General features: G+C 68.9%; 20 protein-coding genes. 9 read left to right on the top strand and 11 right to left on the bottom strand.

Annotated elements, in window-relative coordinates; translation table 11 throughout:
* Positions 1-18: 18 nt before the first annotated feature.
* The 5 genes from polA (at position 19) to sixA (ending at position 7,439) form a co-directional block, all read left to right on the top strand.
* Entirely contained in the window at positions 19-2,814 is a 2,796-nt protein-coding gene (gene polA, locus E8D38_RS21075; protein ID WP_140635257.1) for a DNA polymerase I, read from the top strand.
* 68 nt (positions 2,815-2,882) lie between these two features.
* Positions 2,883-3,836, top strand: coding sequence for a UDP-2,3-diacylglucosamine diphosphatase (locus tag E8D38_RS21070; protein WP_246099594.1), 954 nt, complete (start codon positions 2,883-2,885; stop codon positions 3,834-3,836).
* Entirely contained in the window at positions 3,833-4,882 is a 1,050-nt protein-coding gene (locus tag E8D38_RS21065) for a glycosyltransferase family 4 protein (RefSeq protein ID WP_140635255.1), read from the top strand. The genes E8D38_RS21070 and E8D38_RS21065 overlap by 4 nt, the downstream gene beginning before the upstream one ends.
* Positions 4,883-4,903: 21 nt before the next feature.
* Positions 4,904-6,958: a polyphosphate kinase 1 gene (gene ppk1 / locus E8D38_RS21060; protein ID WP_425462803.1), complete on the top strand. Its 2,055-nt coding sequence runs from the start codon at positions 4,904-4,906 to the stop codon at positions 6,956-6,958.
* Positions 6,959-6,977: 19 nt separating this feature from the next.
* Positions 6,978-7,439, top strand: a complete 462-nt coding sequence (gene sixA, locus E8D38_RS21055) for a phosphohistidine phosphatase SixA (RefSeq protein ID WP_140635251.1) — start codon at positions 6,978-6,980, stop codon at positions 7,437-7,439.
* Between the two features lie 16 nt (positions 7,440-7,455).
* Here the strand turns inward: sixA and E8D38_RS21050 are convergent, their stop codons facing one another.
* Both E8D38_RS21050 and E8D38_RS21045 read right to left on the bottom strand, forming a co-directional pair.
* Positions 7,456-8,019, bottom strand: coding sequence for a hemerythrin domain-containing protein (locus E8D38_RS21050; protein ID WP_140635249.1), 564 nt, complete (start codon positions 8,017-8,019; stop codon positions 7,456-7,458).
* Positions 8,020-8,141: 122 nt separating this feature from the next.
* Entirely contained in the window at positions 8,142-9,608 is a 1,467-nt protein-coding gene (locus E8D38_RS21045; RefSeq protein WP_246099596.1) for a Ppx/GppA phosphatase family protein, read from the bottom strand.
* A gap of 225 nt (positions 9,609-9,833) precedes the next feature.
* Here E8D38_RS21045 and E8D38_RS21040 point away from each other — a divergent pair, with 225 nt between their 5' ends.
* Positions 9,834-10,619, top strand: a complete 786-nt coding sequence (locus tag E8D38_RS21040) for a ZIP family metal transporter (RefSeq protein WP_140635244.1) — start codon at positions 9,834-9,836, stop codon at positions 10,617-10,619.
* A 24-nt stretch (positions 10,620-10,643) separates the two neighbouring features.
* Here E8D38_RS21040 and E8D38_RS21035 read toward each other — a convergent pair whose 3' ends face one another.
* Positions 10,644-10,913, bottom strand: a complete 270-nt coding sequence (locus E8D38_RS21035; RefSeq protein ID WP_140635242.1) for a hypothetical protein — start codon at positions 10,911-10,913, stop codon at positions 10,644-10,646.
* Between the two features lie 116 nt (positions 10,914-11,029).
* On the bottom strand, positions 11,030-11,713 hold the full coding sequence (locus tag E8D38_RS21030) for a TetR/AcrR family transcriptional regulator (RefSeq protein ID WP_140635240.1): 684 nt from the start codon (positions 11,711-11,713) through the stop codon (positions 11,030-11,032).
* Positions 11,714-11,785: 72 nt separating this feature from the next.
* Between E8D38_RS21030 and E8D38_RS21025 the strand changes: the two genes are divergently transcribed.
* Entirely contained in the window at positions 11,786-12,145 is a 360-nt protein-coding gene (locus E8D38_RS21025; protein WP_140635238.1) for a DUF1304 domain-containing protein, read from the top strand.
* A gap of 2 nt (positions 12,146-12,147) precedes the next feature.
* On the opposite strand, the gene E8D38_RS21020 is transcribed toward E8D38_RS21025, so the two are convergent.
* From E8D38_RS21020 to E8D38_RS21010, 3 genes are all read right to left on the bottom strand, one after another.
* Positions 12,148-13,302: an alpha-hydroxy acid oxidase gene (locus tag E8D38_RS21020; RefSeq protein ID WP_140635236.1), complete on the bottom strand. Its 1,155-nt coding sequence runs from the start codon at positions 13,300-13,302 to the stop codon at positions 12,148-12,150.
* A 70-nt stretch (positions 13,303-13,372) separates the two neighbouring features.
* Positions 13,373-14,335 (bottom strand): LysR family transcriptional regulator, encoded by a 963-nt coding sequence (locus E8D38_RS21015; RefSeq protein ID WP_140635234.1) that lies wholly within the window; start codon positions 14,333-14,335, stop codon positions 13,373-13,375.
* A gap of 38 nt (positions 14,336-14,373) precedes the next feature.
* Entirely contained in the window at positions 14,374-15,270 is an 897-nt protein-coding gene (locus E8D38_RS21010; protein WP_140635232.1) for a LysR family transcriptional regulator, read from the bottom strand.
* A gap of 106 nt (positions 15,271-15,376) precedes the next feature.
* Here E8D38_RS21010 and E8D38_RS21005 point away from each other — a divergent pair, with 106 nt between their 5' ends.
* Complete coding sequence (locus E8D38_RS21005) at positions 15,377-15,547, top strand: DUF1127 domain-containing protein (protein WP_140635230.1); 171 nt, start codon at positions 15,377-15,379, stop codon at positions 15,545-15,547.
* Here the strand turns inward: E8D38_RS21005 and E8D38_RS21000 are convergent.
* The 4 genes from E8D38_RS21000 to E8D38_RS20995 all read right to left on the bottom strand — a co-directional run bounded on the left by E8D38_RS21000 (position 15,519) and on the right by E8D38_RS20995 (position 17,312).
* Positions 15,519-16,157 (bottom strand): cupredoxin domain-containing protein, encoded by a 639-nt coding sequence (locus E8D38_RS21000; RefSeq protein WP_140635228.1) that lies wholly within the window; start codon positions 16,155-16,157, stop codon positions 15,519-15,521. The genes E8D38_RS21005 and E8D38_RS21000 overlap by 29 nt on opposite strands.
* Entirely contained in the window at positions 16,154-16,312 is a 159-nt protein-coding gene (locus E8D38_RS28400; RefSeq protein ID WP_181179317.1) for a hypothetical protein, read from the bottom strand. The genes E8D38_RS21000 and E8D38_RS28400 overlap by 4 nt, the downstream gene beginning before the upstream one ends.
* Before the next feature lie 124 nt (positions 16,313-16,436).
* Positions 16,437-16,565 carry a hypothetical protein gene (locus E8D38_RS29375; RefSeq protein WP_281286143.1) on the bottom strand — a complete coding sequence of 43 codons (129 nt, stop codon included), beginning with the start codon at positions 16,563-16,565 and terminating at the stop codon, positions 16,437-16,439.
* A 120-nt stretch (positions 16,566-16,685) separates the two neighbouring features.
* Entirely contained in the window at positions 16,686-17,312 is a 627-nt protein-coding gene (locus E8D38_RS20995; protein WP_140635226.1) for a TetR/AcrR family transcriptional regulator, read from the bottom strand.
* A gap of 87 nt (positions 17,313-17,399) precedes the next feature.
* Between E8D38_RS20995 and E8D38_RS20990 the strand changes: the two genes are divergently transcribed.
* A complete protein-coding gene (locus E8D38_RS20990) occupies positions 17,400-17,756 on the top strand; it encodes a terminase (protein WP_140635224.1) in 357 nt (118 codons plus the stop codon).
* The last annotated feature ends 7 nt before the right edge of the window (positions 17,757-17,763 follow it).

Raw genomic sequence — 17,763 nt, 5'->3', positions numbered from 1 at the left:
GCGGGCACAATCCGGCGGATGAATACTCCTGCTGAATCGACCCTGCTGCTGGTGGATGGTTCCAGCTACCTGTACCGGGCCTTCCATGCGATGCCTGACCTGCGCAACGCGGCCAACGAGCCCACCGGTGCCATCTACGGGATCATCAACATGCTGCGCAAGCTGCGCGAGCAGTTCCCGGCCCAGCATGCGGCTTGCGTGTTCGATGCCAAGGGCAAGACATTCCGCGACGACTGGTACCCCGAATACAAGGCGAATCGGGCCCCCATGCCGGAGGCGCTCGCGCAGCAGATCGAGCCGATCCACAAGGTGGTGCGCCTGCTCGGCTGGCCGGTGCTCGAGGTGCCGGGCATCGAGGCGGACGACGTCATCGGCACGCTGTCATGCCTGGCCTCGGCGGCCGGCCAGCGGGTCATCATCTCCACCGGCGACAAGGACATGGCGCAGCTGGTGAACGAGCAGGTGGTGCTCATCAACACGATGAGCAACGAGTCGCTCGACATCAACGGCGTGAAGGAGAAGTTCGGCGTGCCGCCGGAGCGCATCGTCGACTACCTCACGCTGGTGGGCGATGCGGTCGACAACGTGCCGGGGGTGGACAAGGTCGGCCCCAAGACGGCGGTGAAGCTGCTCACCGAACACGGCTCGCTCGAAGGCGTGATGGCCGCGGCGGCCGGCGTGAAGGGAGCGGTGGGAGAGAACCTGCGGCGCGCGCTCGACTGGCTGCCCACTACGCGCAGGCTGGTGACCATCAAGTCGGACTGCGACATGGCCGAGCACATTCCCGGTTTCCCCAAGCTCGACGACCTGGGCTGGCGCGAGGCCGACCGCCCGGCGCTGCTGGACTTCTACACGCAGTACGGTTTTCGCACCTGGAAGAAGGAGATGGAGGACGCGCTCGGAGGCGCTTCCTCGCCCGCGCCTGCCGCCGCTGCGCCCGCGCCGAACCGGCCGGCCCAGGAGTCGCTGTTCGACGATGCGCCCACCCATGTGCCGCCGGCGATCGCGAACAAGCACTACGACACGGTGCTCACGCAGGAAGCGTTCGACGCCTGGCTCGAAAAGCTGCAGGCGGCGGAGCTGGTGGCGCTGGACACCGAAACCGATTCGCTCGACCCGATGCGCGCCCGCATCATCGGGCTGTCGTTCAGCACGCAGACCGGTACCGGCTGCTACATCCCGCTCGCGCACACCTACCCGGATGCGCCGGCGCAACTGCCGCTGGACGACGTGCTGGCCCGGCTCAAGCCGTGGCTCGAGGACGCCTCCCGCCACAAGGTGGGCCAGCACATCAAGTACGACGCGCACGTGTTCGCCAACCACGGCATCACCGTGCGCGGCTACAGGCACGACACCATGCTGCAGAGCTACGTGCTCGAGGCCCACCGGCCGCACGGCCTCGAGAGCCTGGCGCAGCGCCATGTGGGCCGCAGCGGCCTGAGCTACGAAGAGGTGTGCGGCAAGGGCGTCAACCAGATCCCGTTCGCGCAGGTCACGGTGGAATGCGCCACGCAGTATTCCGGCGAGGACAGCGACATGACGCTGGACGTGCACCGTGCGCTGTGGCCTCAGCTCGAGGCGCAGGCCGGCCTGCGGTACGTGTACGAGCAGATCGAGATGCCGATCTCGGAACGGCTGCTGCGCATCGAGCGCAATGGCGTGCTGATCGATGCCGCGCTGCTGCAGCGGCAGAGCCAGGAGCTGGCGCAGCGGATGATGGCCCTCGAGCGCGAGGCGCACGAGCTGGCGGGCCAGCCCTTCAACCTGGGCAGCCCCAAGCAGATCGGCGAGATCCTGTTCGGCAAGCTGCAGCTGCCGGTGGTCAAGAAGACGGCCAGCGGCACGCCTTCCACCGACGAAGAGGTGCTCGAGAAGCTGGCGGCGGACTTTCCGCTGCCGGCCAAGATCCTCGAGCACCGCAGCCTGTCGAAGCTGAAGGGCACCTACACCGACAAGCTGCCGCTGATGGTGAACCCCCAGACCGGGCGCGTGCACACCAGCTACGGCCAGGCGGTGGCGGTGACGGGGCGCCTCTCGAGCAACGACCCCAACCTGCAGAACATCCCGATCCGCACGCCGGAGGGCCGGCGCGTGCGTGAAGCCTTCATCGCGCCGCCGGGCCGCGTGATCGCATCGGCCGACTATTCCCAGATCGAGCTGCGCATCATGGCGCACATCTCCGGGGATCCCGGCCTGCTGCGCGCCTTCAGCGAAGGCATGGACGTTCACCGCGCCACCGCGAGCGAAGTGTTCGGCACGCCTCCCGACGAGGTGAGCGCCGAGCAGCGGCGCTATGCGAAGACCATCAACTTCGGCCTGATCTACGGCATGGGCGCCTTCGGGCTGGCCTCGAGCCTGGGCATCGAGACCAAGGCGGCCCGCGACTACATCGAGCGCTACTTCGCGCGCTTCGCCGGCGTGAAGCGCTACATGGACGAGACCCGCGTTGCGGCCAAGGACAAGGGCTATGTCGAGACGCTGTTCGGCCGGCGCATCTACCTGCCCGAGATCAACAGCCCCAACGGCCCGCGCCGCAGCGGCGCCGAGCGGCAGGCGATCAACGCGCCGATGCAGGGCACGGCGGCCGACCTCATCAAGCTCGCGATGATCGCGGTGCAGGAGGCGCTCGACGCCGCGGGCAGGCAGTCGCTGATCGTGATGCAGGTGCACGACGAACTGGTGTTCGAGGTGCCGGAGTCCGAGATCGACTGGATCAGGACCGAGGTGCCCAAGGTGATGGCTTCGGTGGCGCAGCTGAATGTGCCGCTGGTGGCCGAGATCGGGTTCGGTCCGAACTGGGACGAGGCGCACTGAGGGCCTGTCACCAAAGCTTCATCCGCCGGACGCTGCGGCGTCATGCTGCAGCGCAACGATGCGGGTCCATGCGATGGACTCCTTCGATCGTGAAGCGGGCATGGAGCGGCTGGGCCGGCCACGGCGCGGCAGCTCTGCAGGCTCCCGGCGTGGCGTGGCCGGTCACTGACGAGGCGGCGTCCGACGACAGGCCCGAGTCCGGAGGCCAACGCTATCGCAGCGTGTGGATCTCCGACGTGCACCTCGGCACGCCCGGCTGCCAGGCGCATGCGCTGCTCGACTTCCTGAAGCATGTCGAGAGCGAACACCTCTTCCTGGTGGGCGACATCATCGACGGCTGGCAGCTGCGCCGCAGCTGGTACTGGCCGCAGGCCCACAACGACGTGGTGCAGAAGCTGCTGCGCAAGGCCCGCAAGGGCACGCGGGTGGTGTTCATCCCCGGCAACCACGACGAGTTCGCGCGCAAGTACCTCGACCACAACTTCGGCGGCATCGAGGTGGCCGAGGACTGGATCCACGAGACGGCCGACGGCCGCAAGCTGTGGATCACCCACGGCGACCTGTTCGACGGCGTGATCCAGTGCGCCAAGTGGCTGGCCTATGTGGGCGACTCGCTGTACGAGTTCACCCTCAAGCTCAATCGGCACTTCAATTCGCTGCGCGCCCGGCTCGGGCTGCCGTACTGGTCGCTGTCGAAATACCTGAAGCTCAAGGTCAAGCGTGCGGTCAGCTTCATCGGCGACTTCGAGATGGCGGTCGCACGCGAGGCGCGCAAGCGCGGCGTGCAGGGGGTGGTGTGCGGCCACATCCACCATGCCGAACTGCGCGACATCGACGGCGTGCTCTACGCCAACGACGGTGACTGGGTCGAAAGCCTCACCGCGCTGGTGGAGCACCAGGACGGCCGGCTGGAGATCCTCGACTGGAGCGACCGTGCTTCGGCCGCGCGGCGCCGCAAGGCCGGCCTCGAAGAGGAGCCGGCGCCGCAACGGCTGGCGGCGATGGCGGAGCATTCCCGATGAAGATCGCGCTGGTCACCGATGCCTGGAAACCGCAGGTCAACGGTGTCGTGACCACCCTGGTCGAACTGGTCGGCGGCCTGCAGCAGCGCGGCCACGAGGTCGAGGTGATCGAGCCGTCCGGCTTCCGCCGCTTCCCGTGCCCCGGCTACCGGGAGATCGAGCTGGCCTGGCGGCCGGGGCGTGAAGTCGCCCGCCGCCTGACCGCCTTTGCGCCCGAGGCGATCCACATCGCCACCGAAGGTCCGCTGGGCGGCGCGGCGCGCAGCTTCTGCCTGAAGCAGGGACTGGCCTTCACGACCGCCTTCCACACCCGCTTTCCGTACATCCTGTCGAAGGCGCTGCACATTCCGGAGTCGTGGGGCTATGCCTGGTTCCGGCGTTTCCATGCGCCGTCGTCGGGTGTCATGGTGCCGACCGACGGCATGCTGAGGCAGCTTCAGGCCCAGCGGTTCTCCCGGCTTCGGGCCTGGTCTCACGGGGTGGACCTGGGCCTGTTCCAGCCCGTCCCGGGGGCCGACCTGGGCCTGCCTCGCCCGGTGTTCCTGTACGTGGGCCGTGTGTCCTACGAAAAGAACCTCGAGGCCTTCCTGCAGCTCGACCTGCCCGGCAGCAAGGTGGTGTACGGCGTCGGGCCGCTGCTGCCCGACCTGCAGCGCAGGTTTCCCCAGGTGGTGTGGCGGGGGGTGGTGCCGCGCGCCGAGCTGCCGTCCATCTACAGCGCCGCCGACGTCTTCACCTTCCCCAGCCACTCCGAGACCTTCGGCCTCGTGATGCTGGAAGCCATGGCCTGCGGCACCCCGGTGGCCGCGTTCCCCGTCGACGGGCCGCTCGACGTGGTGGGCAGGAGCGACGGCGGCGTGCTCCACGACGACCTCCGCGTCGCCTCGCTCAAGGCGCTGGAAGTCCCTCGGGACCGGGCACGAGCCAGGGCCGAGTGTTTCGACTGGAGCAGCGTCTGTGAGCAGTTCCTGGGCCATCTGGTGCCAACCCGGCGGCTATTGCAGGCACCCGAGCGCTGTCACGAATCTGTCGCCGAACCGTCATAAACTGAATTCATGGATGCCGAAGTGAAAGCACCGGCGACGACCGGCCTGACCTTGCTCAACCGTGAGCGGGCGATCCTGGAATTCAACCGCCGGGTGCTCGCGCAGGCTCGTCGCGAAGACGTGCCGTTGCTGGAGCGGCTGCGCTACATCTGCATCGTGTCGTCCAACCTCGACGAGTTCTTCGAGGTTCGGTTTGCCGACTACCTGGAGGCCTCGCGCCTGCCCACTTCGGCCATCACGACCCGTGAGCTGGCTGAAGTGGCCGCCGCGGCCCACCAGCTCATCGACGACCAGTACGCCACCTTCAACGACGAGGTGATGCCGGCGCTCAAGCGCGAGGGCATCTGCATCGTCAACCATGCCGAACGCGACGAAGCCCAACGCCGCTGGGTCGACCAGTTCTTCCAGAAGCAGGTGCGCCCGTTGCTGGTGCCGGTGGGGCTCGATCCTGCTCATCCGTTTCCGCTGGTGGCCAACAAGTCGCTGAACTTCATCGCCAAGCTGGGCGGGCGAGACGCGTTCGGGCGCGACAACTCGATCGCCATCGTGAAGGTTCCGCGCGTGCTGCCGCGCGTGATCCGCCTGCCCGAAAAGCTGGTGGAGCCCGGCACGCAGGCCTTCGTGCTGCTGTCCAGTGTGATCCGCGCCCACCTCGAAGAGCTGTTTCCCGGCCGCAGCGTCGAAGCCTTTTCGCAGTTCCGCGTCACGCGCGACTCCGACCTCGACGTCGACGAAGAGGACGTGACCAACCTTCGCCAGGCGCTGCGCTCGTCGTTGTCGACCCGGCATTTCGGCCAGGCCATCCGCCTGGAAGTGGTGAACACCTGCCCGAGCGAGCTGAGCGAGTTCCTGCTGCAGCAGTTCGGCTTGCCGCAGGCGGCCTTGTACCGCGTGAACGGGCCGGTCAACCTGGTGCGGCTCAACCAGCTGATCGACCAGGCCGAGGCGCCGCAGCTGCGCTTCACGCCGTACGAGCCGGCCTGGCCGCAGAGCCTGCCGCGGGAGGGCATGTCGATGTTCGAGCGGCTGCGCCGCGGCGATGTGCTGCTGCACCACCCGTTCGAAAGCTTCGACCCCGTGGTGCAGCTGCTGCGTGAAGCGGTGGCCGACCCCGAGGTGCTGGCCATCAAGCAGACCATCTACCGCACCGGCAGCGAGTCGGTGCTGATGGACCTGCTGCTCGAGGCCGCCCGCCGCGGCAAGGAAGTCATGGCGGTGGTGGAGCTGAAGGCGCGCTTCGACGAAGAGGCCAACATCAACTGGGCCGAGCGGCTCGAAGCGGTGGGCGCACAGGTGGTGTACGGCATCGTCGGCCTGAAGACGCATGCCAAGCTGCTGCTCATCACGCGGCGCGAAGAAGGCCGCCTGCGCCGGTACGTGCACCTGTCCACCGGCAACTACAACCCCAAGACGGCGCTGTTCTATACCGACGTGGGCTACCTCAGCGCCGATCCCGAGCTCACGGCCGATGCCGACACGGTGTTCCAGCAGCTGGCCAGCCTCACCAGGCACCGGGCGCCGCGGCAGCTGCTGCTGGCGCCGTTCAGCCTGCACCGCCAGATGTGCACTCTCATCGAACGGGTGGAGCAGGCGGCCAATGCCGGCAAGCCGGCACGGATAGTGGCCAAGCTGAATGCGCTGACCGACGAGGTGCTCATCAAGGCGCTGGTGGCGGCGGCACAGGCCGGCGCCAACGTCGACCTCATCGTGCGCGGGGCCTGCATGCTGCCGCCTTCGGTGAAGGGTCTCACGGAGCGTGTGCGGGTGCGCTCGGTGATCGGCCGCTTCCTCGAGCATTCGCGCATCATGTACTTCCGCTGGGGTGCCGGCGAGGACGACGAAGCGCTGTACCTGTCGAGCGCCGACTGGATGAGCCGCAACATGTTCCGCCGCATCGAGATCGCGTGGCCGGTGCGCGATGCGGCGTTGCGGCAGCGGGTCATCGACGAATGCCTCGTGCCCTATCTGCACGACGGCCGCGACGCCTGGCTGCAGCAGTCCGACGGCAGCTACCTGCGTGTGGGCACACAAGGAGTGAGCGCCCAGCATGCGTTGATGACGCGCTTCAGCCGCTGAAGGAAGAAGGAGCCCGGTCGTGGATCTGATCCTGTGGCGCCATGCAGAAGCCCACGTGATCCGCGAAGGGCAGAACGACCTGGAGCGTGCACTAACCACCAAGGGCGAGCGCCAGGCCCAGCGCATGGCCGAATGGCTGAACCAGCGCCTGGCCGAATCGACCCGCATCCTGGTGAGCCCGGCGCTGCGCGCGCAGCAGACTGCGCAGGCGCTGGAGCGGCCCTTCAAGACCGTTGCCGCGCTGGCGCCCGACGGCGGCGTGGAGGCGCTGCTGAAGGCGGTGCGCTGGCCCGACGCGACCGAGCCGGTGCTCGTGGTGGGCCACCAGCCGACCCTCGGGCTGACCGCGGGCCGGGTGATGACGGGCAGCGAGATCTACTGGCCCATCAAGAAGAGCGCCGTCTGGTGGCTGCGTCACCGCCTGCGCGGTGACGCGCCGCAGGTCGTGCTGCAGGCCGTACAGGGACCGGACCTGCTGTAGCAGGCAAGCGCGCCGCTCAGTGGCGTGACTGCGAGGCGGCGCGCCGGACGCTGCTTCCCGCCACCTTCTGCTGCCGCGAGGCCAGGGCGGCATCGCCTTCCAGCATCTCGCCGTACTCGCCCATCAGCTGCTGCTTGCGTTCGGCCAGCTGCTCGCCCAGGGCGTCGAGATCGAGGTCGGTCTTCTTCACCTTCGGGAACAGCTCGTCCTGCTCTTCCTTCACGTGGTGCCGCACGTATTCGCCAAGCACCTTCACCTTGGCGTCGTACAGCGGCTCGTCGGGCTGCATGCTCGAGATCTGCGCGATGAGCTCCTTGGCGCTGGCGTGCTCGACCTCGGCCTCGTCGAGCAGGTCCTGATCGTCCATCGCCTCGCGAGCGGCGGTGTAGAAGATCTCTTCCTCGATCTGCGCATGCACCGTGAGCTCGGTGCAGATCTGCTGCGCCAGTGCGCTCTTCTCTTCGGCGCTGCCTTCTTCGGCCAGCTTGTCGTACTGCTTGAACAGCTTGTCGACCTGCGCGTGGTCGGCCTTCAGCAGGGCGATGGCGTCCTGCGACGCGGGGTTCTTGCTCTGGGCCATGTGCGACTCCTGTGGGTGTTGGGGGCAGCATTCGCTGCCACACAAGATTCGCGCGCGCTTCATGGCGCCGCTACAGGCGCAATGCCCGCGCAGTCGTCGGCATCTGCCTACAGGGTTTGCGCTCAGCGCGCCTGCAGCGCAAGCCGCAACGCGCCGCTGCGGCTCCAGGTCTCGACTTCCTCGTTGAGCAGGTGCAGGGTGCGCGGGTGGGTCTCCGCCCAGGAGGCCTGCAGGCGCAGCAGCGCACTGCGATTCGAGCGGTCGAGTCTTGCCACGCCGGCCGGCACATCGCTGCGCGCATGGCACAGGATGCTGGCCAGGCGCAGGCACATCACTTGCCAGACCAGCGCGTCCTGGGTGAATGCTGCCTCCAGCTTGCGCAGTCCGCCGCGCTGACCCAGCACCAGCTCGCCCAGGCGACGCTGCTGGCTCTGCGAAAAGCCGGGCGCATCCACATGGGCCAGCAGGTAGGCGCTGTGCCGGTGGTGGTCGTGGTGCGACACCATCATGCCGATCTCATGCAGCGCCGCGGCCCAGCCCAGCTCGCGCACCGATTCGAGATCGGCCTCCGGCCAGGCGTCGGCATACAGCTGCAGGGCCAGCGCCTGCACCCGTTCGGCCTGGGTTTCGTCGACACCGAAACGGCGCTGCAGCTCGCGCACCGACGCGTCGCGCATGTCCTTGTGGCGGGCGCTGCGGGCTGCGTCGAGGCGTTCGTCGAGGTCGAAGATCACGCCTTGCCGCAAGGCGCCGCGCGTCGCCTGCAGATGGTCGATGCCGAAGTGGACCGCGAGGGTGTACAGGATGGACAGCCCGCCGCCGAGCACCGCACGCCGCTCGGGCTTGAGGCCCGGCAGCAGGATGTCGTCCTGGTGGCCGGCCGCGAGGCATTGCTCCATGCACCAGCGCAACCCCTCGGGCGTGATGCTGCCGTCCTTGCTGATGCCGTTGGTCACCAGCAGCTGCGCCACCGCACCCACGGTGCCGGACGAACCGAGCGCCTCGGTCCAGTGCTCGCGGGCGAACAACTCGAGGGCTTCCTCGAGTTCGGCGCCGGCCGCCACCTGCGCCGACCGGAACGCGGCCTCGGTGAAGCGGCCGTCGCCGAAGTACTTGAGCGACAGGCTCACGCTGCCGACCTGGAAGGATTCGGCGCGGGTCGGATGCCGGCCGTGGCCCAGGATCATCTCGGTGGAACGCCCGCCGATGTCCACCACCAGGCGGGGTTTGTCGGACGGCTGCAGCCGCGCCACTCCTGCGTAGATGAGACGGGCCTCCTCGCGGCCGGAGATCACCTCGATCGGGTAGCCGAGTACCGTGCGCGCCTGCAGCAGGAAGGCGTCGCGGTTCCTGGCCTCGCGCAGCGTCTGGGTGGCCACTGCGCGCACCTGGTGCGGTGCGAAGCCCTTCAGGCGTTGCGCGAAGCGGTCCAGGCAGGCGAGGCCGCGGCGCACGGCCTCGGGAGTGAGGAAGCCGTTCTCGTCGAGCCCGCCGCCCAGGCGCACGGTTTCCTTGAGGTAGTCGATGCGCTTGTAGCGACCGCCACGGGGCAGTTCGGCGATCTCGAGGCGAAAGCTGTTGGAGCCCATGTCGATGGCGGCCAGGAGGCCGGGCCAGCGCGAGGGGGCTTCGAGGGAGGTGGCCGCGCGCAGCGGATCGACCGTGGATTCCATGCGCGGATTGTCGGTGCATTTCATGTCCGAACCGCCGGCGGAGCTCGCGCTTGACACGGTTGATAACATCGACGGTGCAGCAGCCGTGCCTCCTGGCAACCAACAGAGGCGCGGTTTTTTCTTTGGCCCGGGACTCTTTCGATGACCCTGCTCTACATCGTGCTGGCCACGTTCGCCGGCGGCGTGCTTTCGGTCGTGATCGCGGCAAGCCTCACGGTCACCGTGCTCAGCAAGCTGGTGCAGCACCTGGTCAGCCTGTCGGCCGGCGTGCTGCTGGGCACCGCGCTGCTCAACGTGCTGCCTGAGGCGTTCGAGAGCGGCAAGGCCGACACGCATGCCCTGTTCGTCACGCTGCTGGCCGGGCTGCTGTTCTTCTTCCTGCTGGAAAAGGCCGAGCTCTACCGCCACAGCCACCACCACGAAGGCGACGACCCGCACCATCACCACCACCACGGCTTCGACGCCGAGCAGGCCGGCCGGGGCGGCTGGAGCGTGCTGCTGGGCGACAGCATCCACAACTTCTGCGACGGCGTGATCATCGCCGCCGCCTTCCTCACCGACGTACACCTCGGCGTGGCCACCGCGGTGGCGGTCATCGCGCACGAGATTCCGCAGGAGGTGGGCGACTACATCGTCCTTGTCAACGCCGGCTTCACCCGTGCCAAGGCGCTGGTGTGGAACGCGCTGTCAGGCCTGGCCGGCGTGCTGGGCGGTGTGCTGGGCTACTTCATCGTGGGCCCGTGGGAATCGCTTTTCCCCTACCTGCTGGTCATCGCCGCCAGCAGCTTCATCTACGTCGCGGTGGCCGACCTCATTCCGCAGCTGCAGCGGCGGCTGTCCGTCAAGGAGACTGCGGTGCAGATCGCGTGGCTGGCCGCCGGCCTGCTGGCCATCACGCTGGTGGCCACGGGCGGCCACGGCCACTGACGGCCCGCGCGCCGCACTCGCGCTTCAACTGGACAAGGCGCCCAGCCAGTCACACCGCAGCCGGGCGCTGCGGTGCAGGCGCACCCGCAGCCAGCGGTAGAACTCCGGCGCCAGGTAGCCCAGCAGGCACAGCGGCACCAGGGCCGCCTGGTCCAGCAGCAGGGCGGGCGCCAGGCCCACCCAGCCCAGCAGCCACAGCGTCAGCACGCCGTCGAAGACCTGGTATTCGAGCGGGTGGTCGCGCCGGTGCGACACGTGCCAACGCTTGAGATCGCGAAGCTGGTTGAGGGTCATGACGCTCTCCTGCCGCCCATGGACTGCCTTGGCAGCCCTGACGCGCAGTGTAAGTTTGGAGTCAGCGAAATGCACCCCCCGAACGGGGCAGCCTGGCTTTTTTGCGTTGACGGACGTCAAGGCTTCCCGGCACGCCGGCTGTGGCCTTCGAGCACGGCCAGCGCGAGCTCGGTGGCTGCGGGTGCCAGCTGCGGCAGGTGGCGGGCGCCGCGCCGGCGCAGGCATTCGCGCACCATCTCTTCCAGGCCGCCGGTCAGGCCCAGCAGCGGCTCGTCGGCAATCGGCCCGAGCTCCGGTTCGCTGCGTTGGCGCAGCGCCCAGAGCGCACGCCATTGCGCCACCCATTGCGACAGGACCCAGGCGCGCTGGTCCAGCCCCTGGCGGCCCGCGCCCAGCGCCTCGATCGAAAAGGCCCAGGCCGCGTCCGGCTGGCTGGCCAGCGCCCGCAGGTAGGCCTCGATCGCCACGCGGGTGCGGGCGCGCCAGTCGTCCTCGGGCACATTGCGCATGGCCTCGCGGATGGCGCCGAGCAGGCTCTGCATGCCTTCGACGTAGGCGGCCATGAAGCAGTCCTCGATGTTGGGGAACTGCTCGTAGAAGGTGCGGCGCGAAACGCCGGCGATGGCGATGACATCGGCCACCGTGGCCGCCGCATAGCCTTTCTGTGCCACCGCCTGCGCCACGGCACCCAGCATGCGGGTGCGTTGCGAGGTGGCCACCGCTTCCTGGGTGAGCGGATGACGCCCGCCGCGAGGCAGCTTCAGCGGTGCAGATGAACGTGGGGCTCTGGTTGCCGGCATGATTCAAAAACGATAGCATACCGGACGGAAACAACAATGTTTCTCAAATGGCCGTGGCCGGGGGGTTCTGCAATGACGCTTGTTGCCTGTGTGCTGGTGGCGCTGGTCGCGCTGCTGCACGTCTACATCATGGTGCTGGAGATGGTGATGTGGGAGCGGCCTCTGGGCCGTCGCGCCTTCGGCCTGACCGAGGAGTTCGCCCGCGCGACCAGGACGCTGGCCGGCAACCAGGGCCTCTACAACGGCTTCCTGGCCGCGGGCCTGGTGTGGGGCCTCATCCTCGGCCTGCCCGCCGGCCGCGGCGTGATGCTGTTCTTCCTGGGCTGCGTGATCGTGGCCGGCGTGTACGGCGCGGCCACGGCGTCGCGCAAGATCCTCTTCGTGCAGGCGCTGCCGGGCGCAGTGGCGCTGGCGGCGTTGCTGCTCGCCTGAACTCAGGCCGTCGGATAGGTGCCCGGCAGCAGGATGCTCCTGTCGACCTTGCGGATGTCGGTGTGGCCGCAGAAGGCCATCGTGAGGTCGAGTTCCTTCTGGATGATCTCCAGGCATCTCGTGACGCCGGCTTCGCCCATGGCACCCAGCCCGTAGAGGAAGCTGCGGCCGATGAGCGTGCCGCGCGCGCCGAGCGCAACGGCCTTGAGCACGTCCTGCCCCGAGCGGATGCCGCCGTCCATCCAGACCTCGATGCGGTGGCCCACCGCTTCGACGATGGCCGGCAGCGCCGCGATGGAGGAGGGCGCCCCGTCGAGCTGCCGGCCCCCGTGGTTGGACACGATCAGCGCATCGGCGCCGCTGTCGGCAGCGAGGCGGGCATCGTCGACGTCCATGATCCCCTTGAGGATCAGCTTGCCGTCCCAGCGCTTCTTGATCCACTCCACGTCGGCCCACGACAGGCGCGGATCGAACTGCTCGGCCGTCCATGAGCTGAGCGAGGAGAGGTCGCCCACGCCTTGCGCATGGCCGACGATGTTGCCGAAGCTGCGGCGCTTCGTGCCCAGCATGCCGAGGCACCAGCGCGGCTTGGTCATCAGGTCGAGGATGTTGACCAGTGTCGGCTTCGGCGGCGCCGACAGGCCGTTCTTCAGGTCCTTGTGGCGCTGCCCCAGGATCTGCAGGTCGAGCGTGAGCATCAGCGCCGAGCAGCGCGCCGCCTTGGCGCGGTCGATCAGGCGCAGGATGAAGTCGCGGTCGCGCATCACGTAGAGCTGGAACCAGAACGGCGCCGTCGTGTGGGCGGCCACGTCCTCGATCGAGCAGATGCTCATGGTCGACAGCGTGAAGGGGATGCCGAACTTCTCGGCAGCCCGGGCCGCGAGGATCTCGCCGTCGGCGTGCTGCATGCCGGTCAGGCCGGTGGGCGCGATGGCCACCGGCATGGCCGCGGCCTGGCCCACGAGCGTGGTCTGCGTGGTGCGGCCTTCCATGTTGCACGCCACCTTCTGGCGCAGCAGGATCTTGCGGAAGTCGCTTTCGTTCGCGCGGTAGGTGCTTTCGGTCCAGGAGCCGCTGTCGGCGTAGTCGTAGAACATGCGCGGCACGCGCTTCCTGGCCAGCACGCGCAGGTCTTCGATGTTGGTGATGACGCTCATGGGGGTTGTCTCGTCTCGCTCTTGCTTTTGCTCAGCTATCGGTCGCGGCTGGATGCTCGCGCAAGCCGACTCAGTCGTCGCGGAATTTTTCTCCGGCGACACCGGAAATCGCCGCCAGCCCGGCCTGCGCGACGCTGTGGCAGGCCTGCTGCAGCCAGGCCGCAAATTCGGCCGCCGCCCCTTGGGCCGAGAACGGCATCAGGAAATACAGGTTGACCGGCGTGGCCAGCACCCGCTGGGCGGGCTCGAACAACGGCACCAGCGCACCGCTCAGCAGCCAGTCGCGCGCCAGGCTGGGCCGCGCCAGTGCCACGCCCTGGCCGCTGACCGCGGACTCGAGCGTGAGCCCCAGGTCCACCAGCTTGGGGCCGCGCGACGGCTCCGGCCACGCCAGACCGGCGGCCTCGAACCACCGCACCCACGGCTCCAGCGGCGTGCGCAGCAGCGGCGCGTGTTCCAGGTCCGCAGGGCTGCGCATGGCCGGCAGCCGGCTGAGGAGCAAAGGCGCAGCCACCGGCAGCACCACGTCGTGCATGAGCACGGTGCCATCATCGGCGGACGCATCGCCATTGCGCACCTCGATGTCGGTCTCGGCTCCCGAGGCGGCGCTCACGAAGGGGATGCTCAGCATCACCTCGAGCTCGACATGCGGATGCACCTGCGTGAAGCCTGCCAGTTGCGGCACCAGCACCTGGCGGGCGAAGGTGGGAGGCGTGGTGATGCGCAGGCGCTGCTGCCGCTGCACCGCGCGCCGGTGCAGCGGCACCTGTGCGAGCAGGCCGAGCGCGGCGCTCACCGAGGCGAGATATTCCTTGCCCTCGGCGGTGAGTGCCAGCACCTTGCCGCTGCGCACCAGCAGCGGCGTGCCCAGCAGTTCCTCGAGCGTGGCCAGGCGCTTGCCCACCGCGCTGGCGCTCACATGCAGCTCGTCAGCGGCGCGCTCGAAGCTGCCGAGCCTGGCGACGGCTTCGAAGGCGCGCAGCCCGTCGATCGAAGGCAGGCGCAGGTCGGCAGGCGGCGGAAGAGGGCTCATGCGGGGCACTCTAGCAGCGCCGTTGCGGGGCGCCAGCCTCAGCGCTGGCGCAGGCTTTCCAGCACGCCCAGCACGATCTCCAGCGGCGGTTCGCGTGCGGCGGCGGTGCGGCGCAGCGCCACGCCGAGCCGGCGCCGCAGCGCCGGGCGCAGCGGCCGGATCTGCACCTGCGCCTGCAGCTGGGCCGCATCGGCGCTGGGCTCCAGCGGCAGGACCGAGGCACCGTAGCCCGCCATCACCAGCTTCTTGATGACCTCGTCGTAGTTCAGCTCGATGCGGGCTTTGGGCGCATAGCCGGCCTTGGCGAACCATGCGGCGGTGAGGCGCGACATGTTGGTGCTGCTGTCGTTGAGCACCAGCGGGCGCTGGGCCAGCCATTGCGGCGTGACGGTGGCCGGGGCTTCCCAGCGCGGCGGCAGGTAGGCGGCCATCGGGTCACTGCGCCAGGGGCGGATCTCCAGCCCGACCTCGGAGGCGAGCGGCAGTGAAACGATGCCGATGTCCAGGCTGCCCTCACGCAGCCGCTGCGCCGCCTGCAGCGAGCCGGTGATGCCGAGCTCCACGTCGATGCCGGGGTGGTGCTGGGACAGCCAGTCGAGCGCGGCCGGCAGCAGGTGGGTGACGACGACGGTGGAGGCGCCCAGGCGCACGCGCCCCACCAGCCCCTGCGCATGGCGCTTCACCAGGTCGGCCGCTTCCTGCGCGTCATGCAGCAGCGCTCGGGCACGCTCCACCAGTGCGGTGCCGGCGGCCGTGGGCCTGACGCGCCGATCCGAGCGGTCGAGCAGCCGCGCGCCCAACCGCGACTCCAGTTCGCTGATGTGCAGGCTCACCGTGGGCTGCGACAGGTGCAGCGTCCTCGCGGCGTTCGAGAACGAACCGAGGTCCGCGATGGCGACCAGGGTGCGCAGCTGGTCCAGGTTCAGCGATCTCATCAGGCTTCCTGATGGAATGGTTCAGAAGATGCAACTTCTCAGATGGTACGCCGTGACGCACCATGCAGGCATCGAAACCGACCGCTCCTGCGCCACGGAGGCCAAGATGAAGCTGATCGACCTGTTGCTGAGCTGGCGCCGCCGCCGTCAGGACCGTGAGCTGCTGCGTGGCATGACCGACCGGGAGCTGTGCGACCTGGGTATCGGCCGCGGCGAGATCCCGGCGCTGCTGCAGGAGGGCAGGCCCCTCAGTAGACGCGGCGCTTGCGCGGCGTGAAGTTGAGCTGGCCGTTCAAGGTGGTGGCAGCGCCGCCCAGTGTCACGCGTTGTGCCGCCTGGTCGGCGAACTGCTCCGGGTGCCACGGCACCACGTCGGCCGGCCCGTCCGGCAGGCCCTCGAGCGTGGCCTTCCCCTGGGCGTCGGTCCGCGCGAACCAGGGCGTGTCGCTCACCAGCACATAGCCTCGCATCGACGAGTGCAGGTGGCAGGCCAGCGCATAGCGCCCGGTCTTCTCGAGGCCGGGTTCCAGCGCCTTCTGGGCCTGCGGCGCGATGCGCACCTCGAAGTCCTGGGCACCTGCGGGCGCCGTGCCGCGGATGTGATGGTCGAACCCGTCGCGGTTCGAGAAGCGCAGGGGCGTCCCGGGCACGACGATGGTGAGGAAGGGCTTGAACTGCATCTTCTCCTGGTCGACCACCACGCTGGCCGGCAGCGCGGGCTTCAAGGTCGAGGCGATGAGCGGGCGCACCAGCACGGCCACGTCGGGCGCCGGCTGGCCGTCCTTGTCGAGCACCGTGATCGTCAGGGAGGCCGCCTGCGCGGCCCCGGCGGCGGCCAGCATGGCCAGTATGGCCAGAAGGCCGGCGCCGGATCGAATGGCTTTCATGGCGCGGGCTCCTTCAGGCAGCTCGACCATGGCGTGAGCAGCAGCTTGCCGCCCTGGGCATGGGCGGCAGGGCCGGCAAGCACTGCGCAGGCCGCAGCGGCGAAGGCGGGTAGGGCGGCAGCAGGGCTGCGACCGCCGGTTCGCGTTGAAGACATACAGGCGCTCCGTGGTGGGGACGCCTGTAGCTACGCTGGAGGACACCGGCCGGATGCAGCCGGTGTGTGAAGTGCGTCACGCGAGGCCACGGCTCGGGGCCGTGGCTCGTGTGCGAGGGGCGCGTCAGGCGAGCTGGCGCGCCACTGCAGCCGCCAGCGCGACGCTGGCAGCCATGAGAACGATGACCCAGTTGGGCAGCGACGCGGCGGGAACGCGGCGAACGCGCGGTTGGTGACGTTGCTTGTCAGTCATGTAAGCCTCCTGCAACCGACCTGGGCCTGCATCGTTGCGTTTCACACGGATGGGGCGGACACGAAGGTCGGTGCAGCGTTACAAGCGGGTTTCGTGCCAGCAGGAGGCCGGGGCAACCCCTCAAACCGGTGGGCGCCAGGCCGGTGCCAGGGCGGCCAGCGTGTCGCGAGTCATACGCCGCCAGGCGTCCGGTCGAGCGCGGGCCGGCGCCATGCGGCCGTCGATCAGCAGCAGGGCAAGACCGTGCACCGCGGCCCAGGCAAGCGCGGCGTGCGGGTCGCTGCTGTCCCGGGCGGGCTCGGTGCCGCGTGCGGCTGCCACCGCATTGGCGAGCTCGGCCCAGGCGGCCTGGGCTGCATCGCTGAGCAGCGGCATGTCCATGTCGGTCTGACCACTGCGGAACATGAGCTGGTAGCGCGCCGGGTGCTCGAGCGCGAACGCCACATACGCCTCGCCTTGTGCCTGCAGCCGGGCCACCGGGTCAGCCACCGTCCTGGCTGCTGCTTGCAGGCGCTGGGCCAGCGCCTCGAAGCCGCGCGCAGCGTAGGCCGTGAGCAGGCCCCGCGTGTCGCCGAAGTGGTGGGCCGGGGCGGCGTGCGACACGCCGGCGCGCCGTGCGCATTCGCGCAGGCTGAAGCGCTCGGGGCCGGCCTCGGCGAGCAGGTCTGCGGCGGCCTGCAGCAATGCCTCGGCGAGGTCGCCATGGTGGTAGGGCCGGGGGGCGGCCTTTGCTGTGGAGCGGGGCATTCGGAGTGCTTTATCTTGACAATGGAAAGATAAGGGCCTAGATTGGCGCCTGTCAAGTCCGATGCCCCCACTTCGAGAAGCACTGCCATGACGATCCGCAAAGACCTGCTCCGCTGGCAATACGCCGACTACGGCAACAAGCACCGCAGCCGCATCAACCTGTGGCTGCACATCGCGACGGTGCCTCTGTTCTGGGGCGGCGCCGCAGCGCTGACGGCTGCCGCACTGGGGTGGGGCGGCATGTCGATGTGGCTGCTGGGACTGGGCGGGTTGCTCGGAGCCTTCATCGCTCAGGCGGCGGGGCACAAGACCGAACCTGAGGCGCCCGAGCCCTTTCTGGGGGCAGGCGACTTCTTCTCGCGCTTCGTGGTCGAGCAGTTCGTGACCTTTCCGCGCTTCGTGGTTTCGGGCGGCTGGCGGCGGGGCCTGGGCCGGCGCCCATGACGGCCAG

It is taken from the genome of Methylibium rhizosphaerae, from assembly GCF_006386545.1.
GTDB lineage: Bacteria > Pseudomonadota > Gammaproteobacteria > Burkholderiales > Burkholderiaceae_C > Pseudorivibacter > Pseudorivibacter rhizosphaerae.
The sequence above is the reverse complement of the archived record's forward strand: the minus strand, read 5'-3'. Positions and strand labels throughout refer to the sequence as shown.

Excerpts from the sequence above, each read along its gene's own strand:
- polA (WP_140635257.1), top strand. The coding sequence starts at position 19 with ATGAATACTCCTGCTGAATCGACCCTGCTGCTGGTGGATGGTTCCAGC.
- E8D38_RS21070 (WP_246099594.1), top strand. The coding sequence starts at position 2,883 with ATGCGATGGACTCCTTCGATCGTGAAGCGGGCATGGAGCGGCTGGGCC.
- E8D38_RS21065 (WP_140635255.1), top strand. The coding sequence starts at position 3,833 with ATGAAGATCGCGCTGGTCACCGATGCCTGGAAACCGCAGGTCAACGGT.
- E8D38_RS21050 (WP_140635249.1), bottom strand. The coding sequence starts at position 8,019 with ATGGCCCAGAGCAAGAACCCCGCGTCGCAGGACGCCATCGCCCTGCTG.
- E8D38_RS21045 (WP_246099596.1), bottom strand. The coding sequence starts at position 9,608 with ATGGGCTCCAACAGCTTTCGCCTCGAGATCGCCGAACTGCCCCGTGGC.
- E8D38_RS21040 (WP_140635244.1), top strand. The coding sequence starts at position 9,834 with ATGACCCTGCTCTACATCGTGCTGGCCACGTTCGCCGGCGGCGTGCTT.
- E8D38_RS21035 (WP_140635242.1), bottom strand. The coding sequence starts at position 10,913 with ATGACCCTCAACCAGCTTCGCGATCTCAAGCGTTGGCACGTGTCGCAC.
- E8D38_RS21030 (WP_140635240.1), bottom strand. The coding sequence starts at position 11,713 with ATGCCGGCAACCAGAGCCCCACGTTCATCTGCACCGCTGAAGCTGCCT.
- E8D38_RS21025 (WP_140635238.1), top strand. The coding sequence starts at position 11,786 with ATGACGCTTGTTGCCTGTGTGCTGGTGGCGCTGGTCGCGCTGCTGCAC.
- E8D38_RS21020 (WP_140635236.1), bottom strand. The coding sequence starts at position 13,302 with ATGAGCGTCATCACCAACATCGAAGACCTGCGCGTGCTGGCCAGGAAG.
- E8D38_RS21015 (WP_140635234.1), bottom strand. The coding sequence starts at position 14,335 with ATGAGCCCTCTTCCGCCGCCTGCCGACCTGCGCCTGCCTTCGATCGAC.
- E8D38_RS21010 (WP_140635232.1), bottom strand. The coding sequence starts at position 15,270 with ATGAGATCGCTGAACCTGGACCAGCTGCGCACCCTGGTCGCCATCGCG.
- E8D38_RS21005 (WP_140635230.1), top strand. The coding sequence starts at position 15,377 with ATGAAGCTGATCGACCTGTTGCTGAGCTGGCGCCGCCGCCGTCAGGAC.
- E8D38_RS21000 (WP_140635228.1), bottom strand. The coding sequence starts at position 16,157 with ATGAAAGCCATTCGATCCGGCGCCGGCCTTCTGGCCATACTGGCCATG.
- E8D38_RS28400 (WP_181179317.1), bottom strand. The coding sequence starts at position 16,312 with ATGTCTTCAACGCGAACCGGCGGTCGCAGCCCTGCTGCCGCCCTACCC.
- E8D38_RS29375 (WP_281286143.1), bottom strand. The coding sequence starts at position 16,565 with ATGACTGACAAGCAACGTCACCAACCGCGCGTTCGCCGCGTTCCCGCC.
- E8D38_RS20995 (WP_140635226.1), bottom strand. The coding sequence starts at position 17,312 with ATGCCCCGCTCCACAGCAAAGGCCGCCCCCCGGCCCTACCACCATGGC.
- E8D38_RS20990 (WP_140635224.1), top strand. The coding sequence starts at position 17,400 with ATGACGATCCGCAAAGACCTGCTCCGCTGGCAATACGCCGACTACGGC.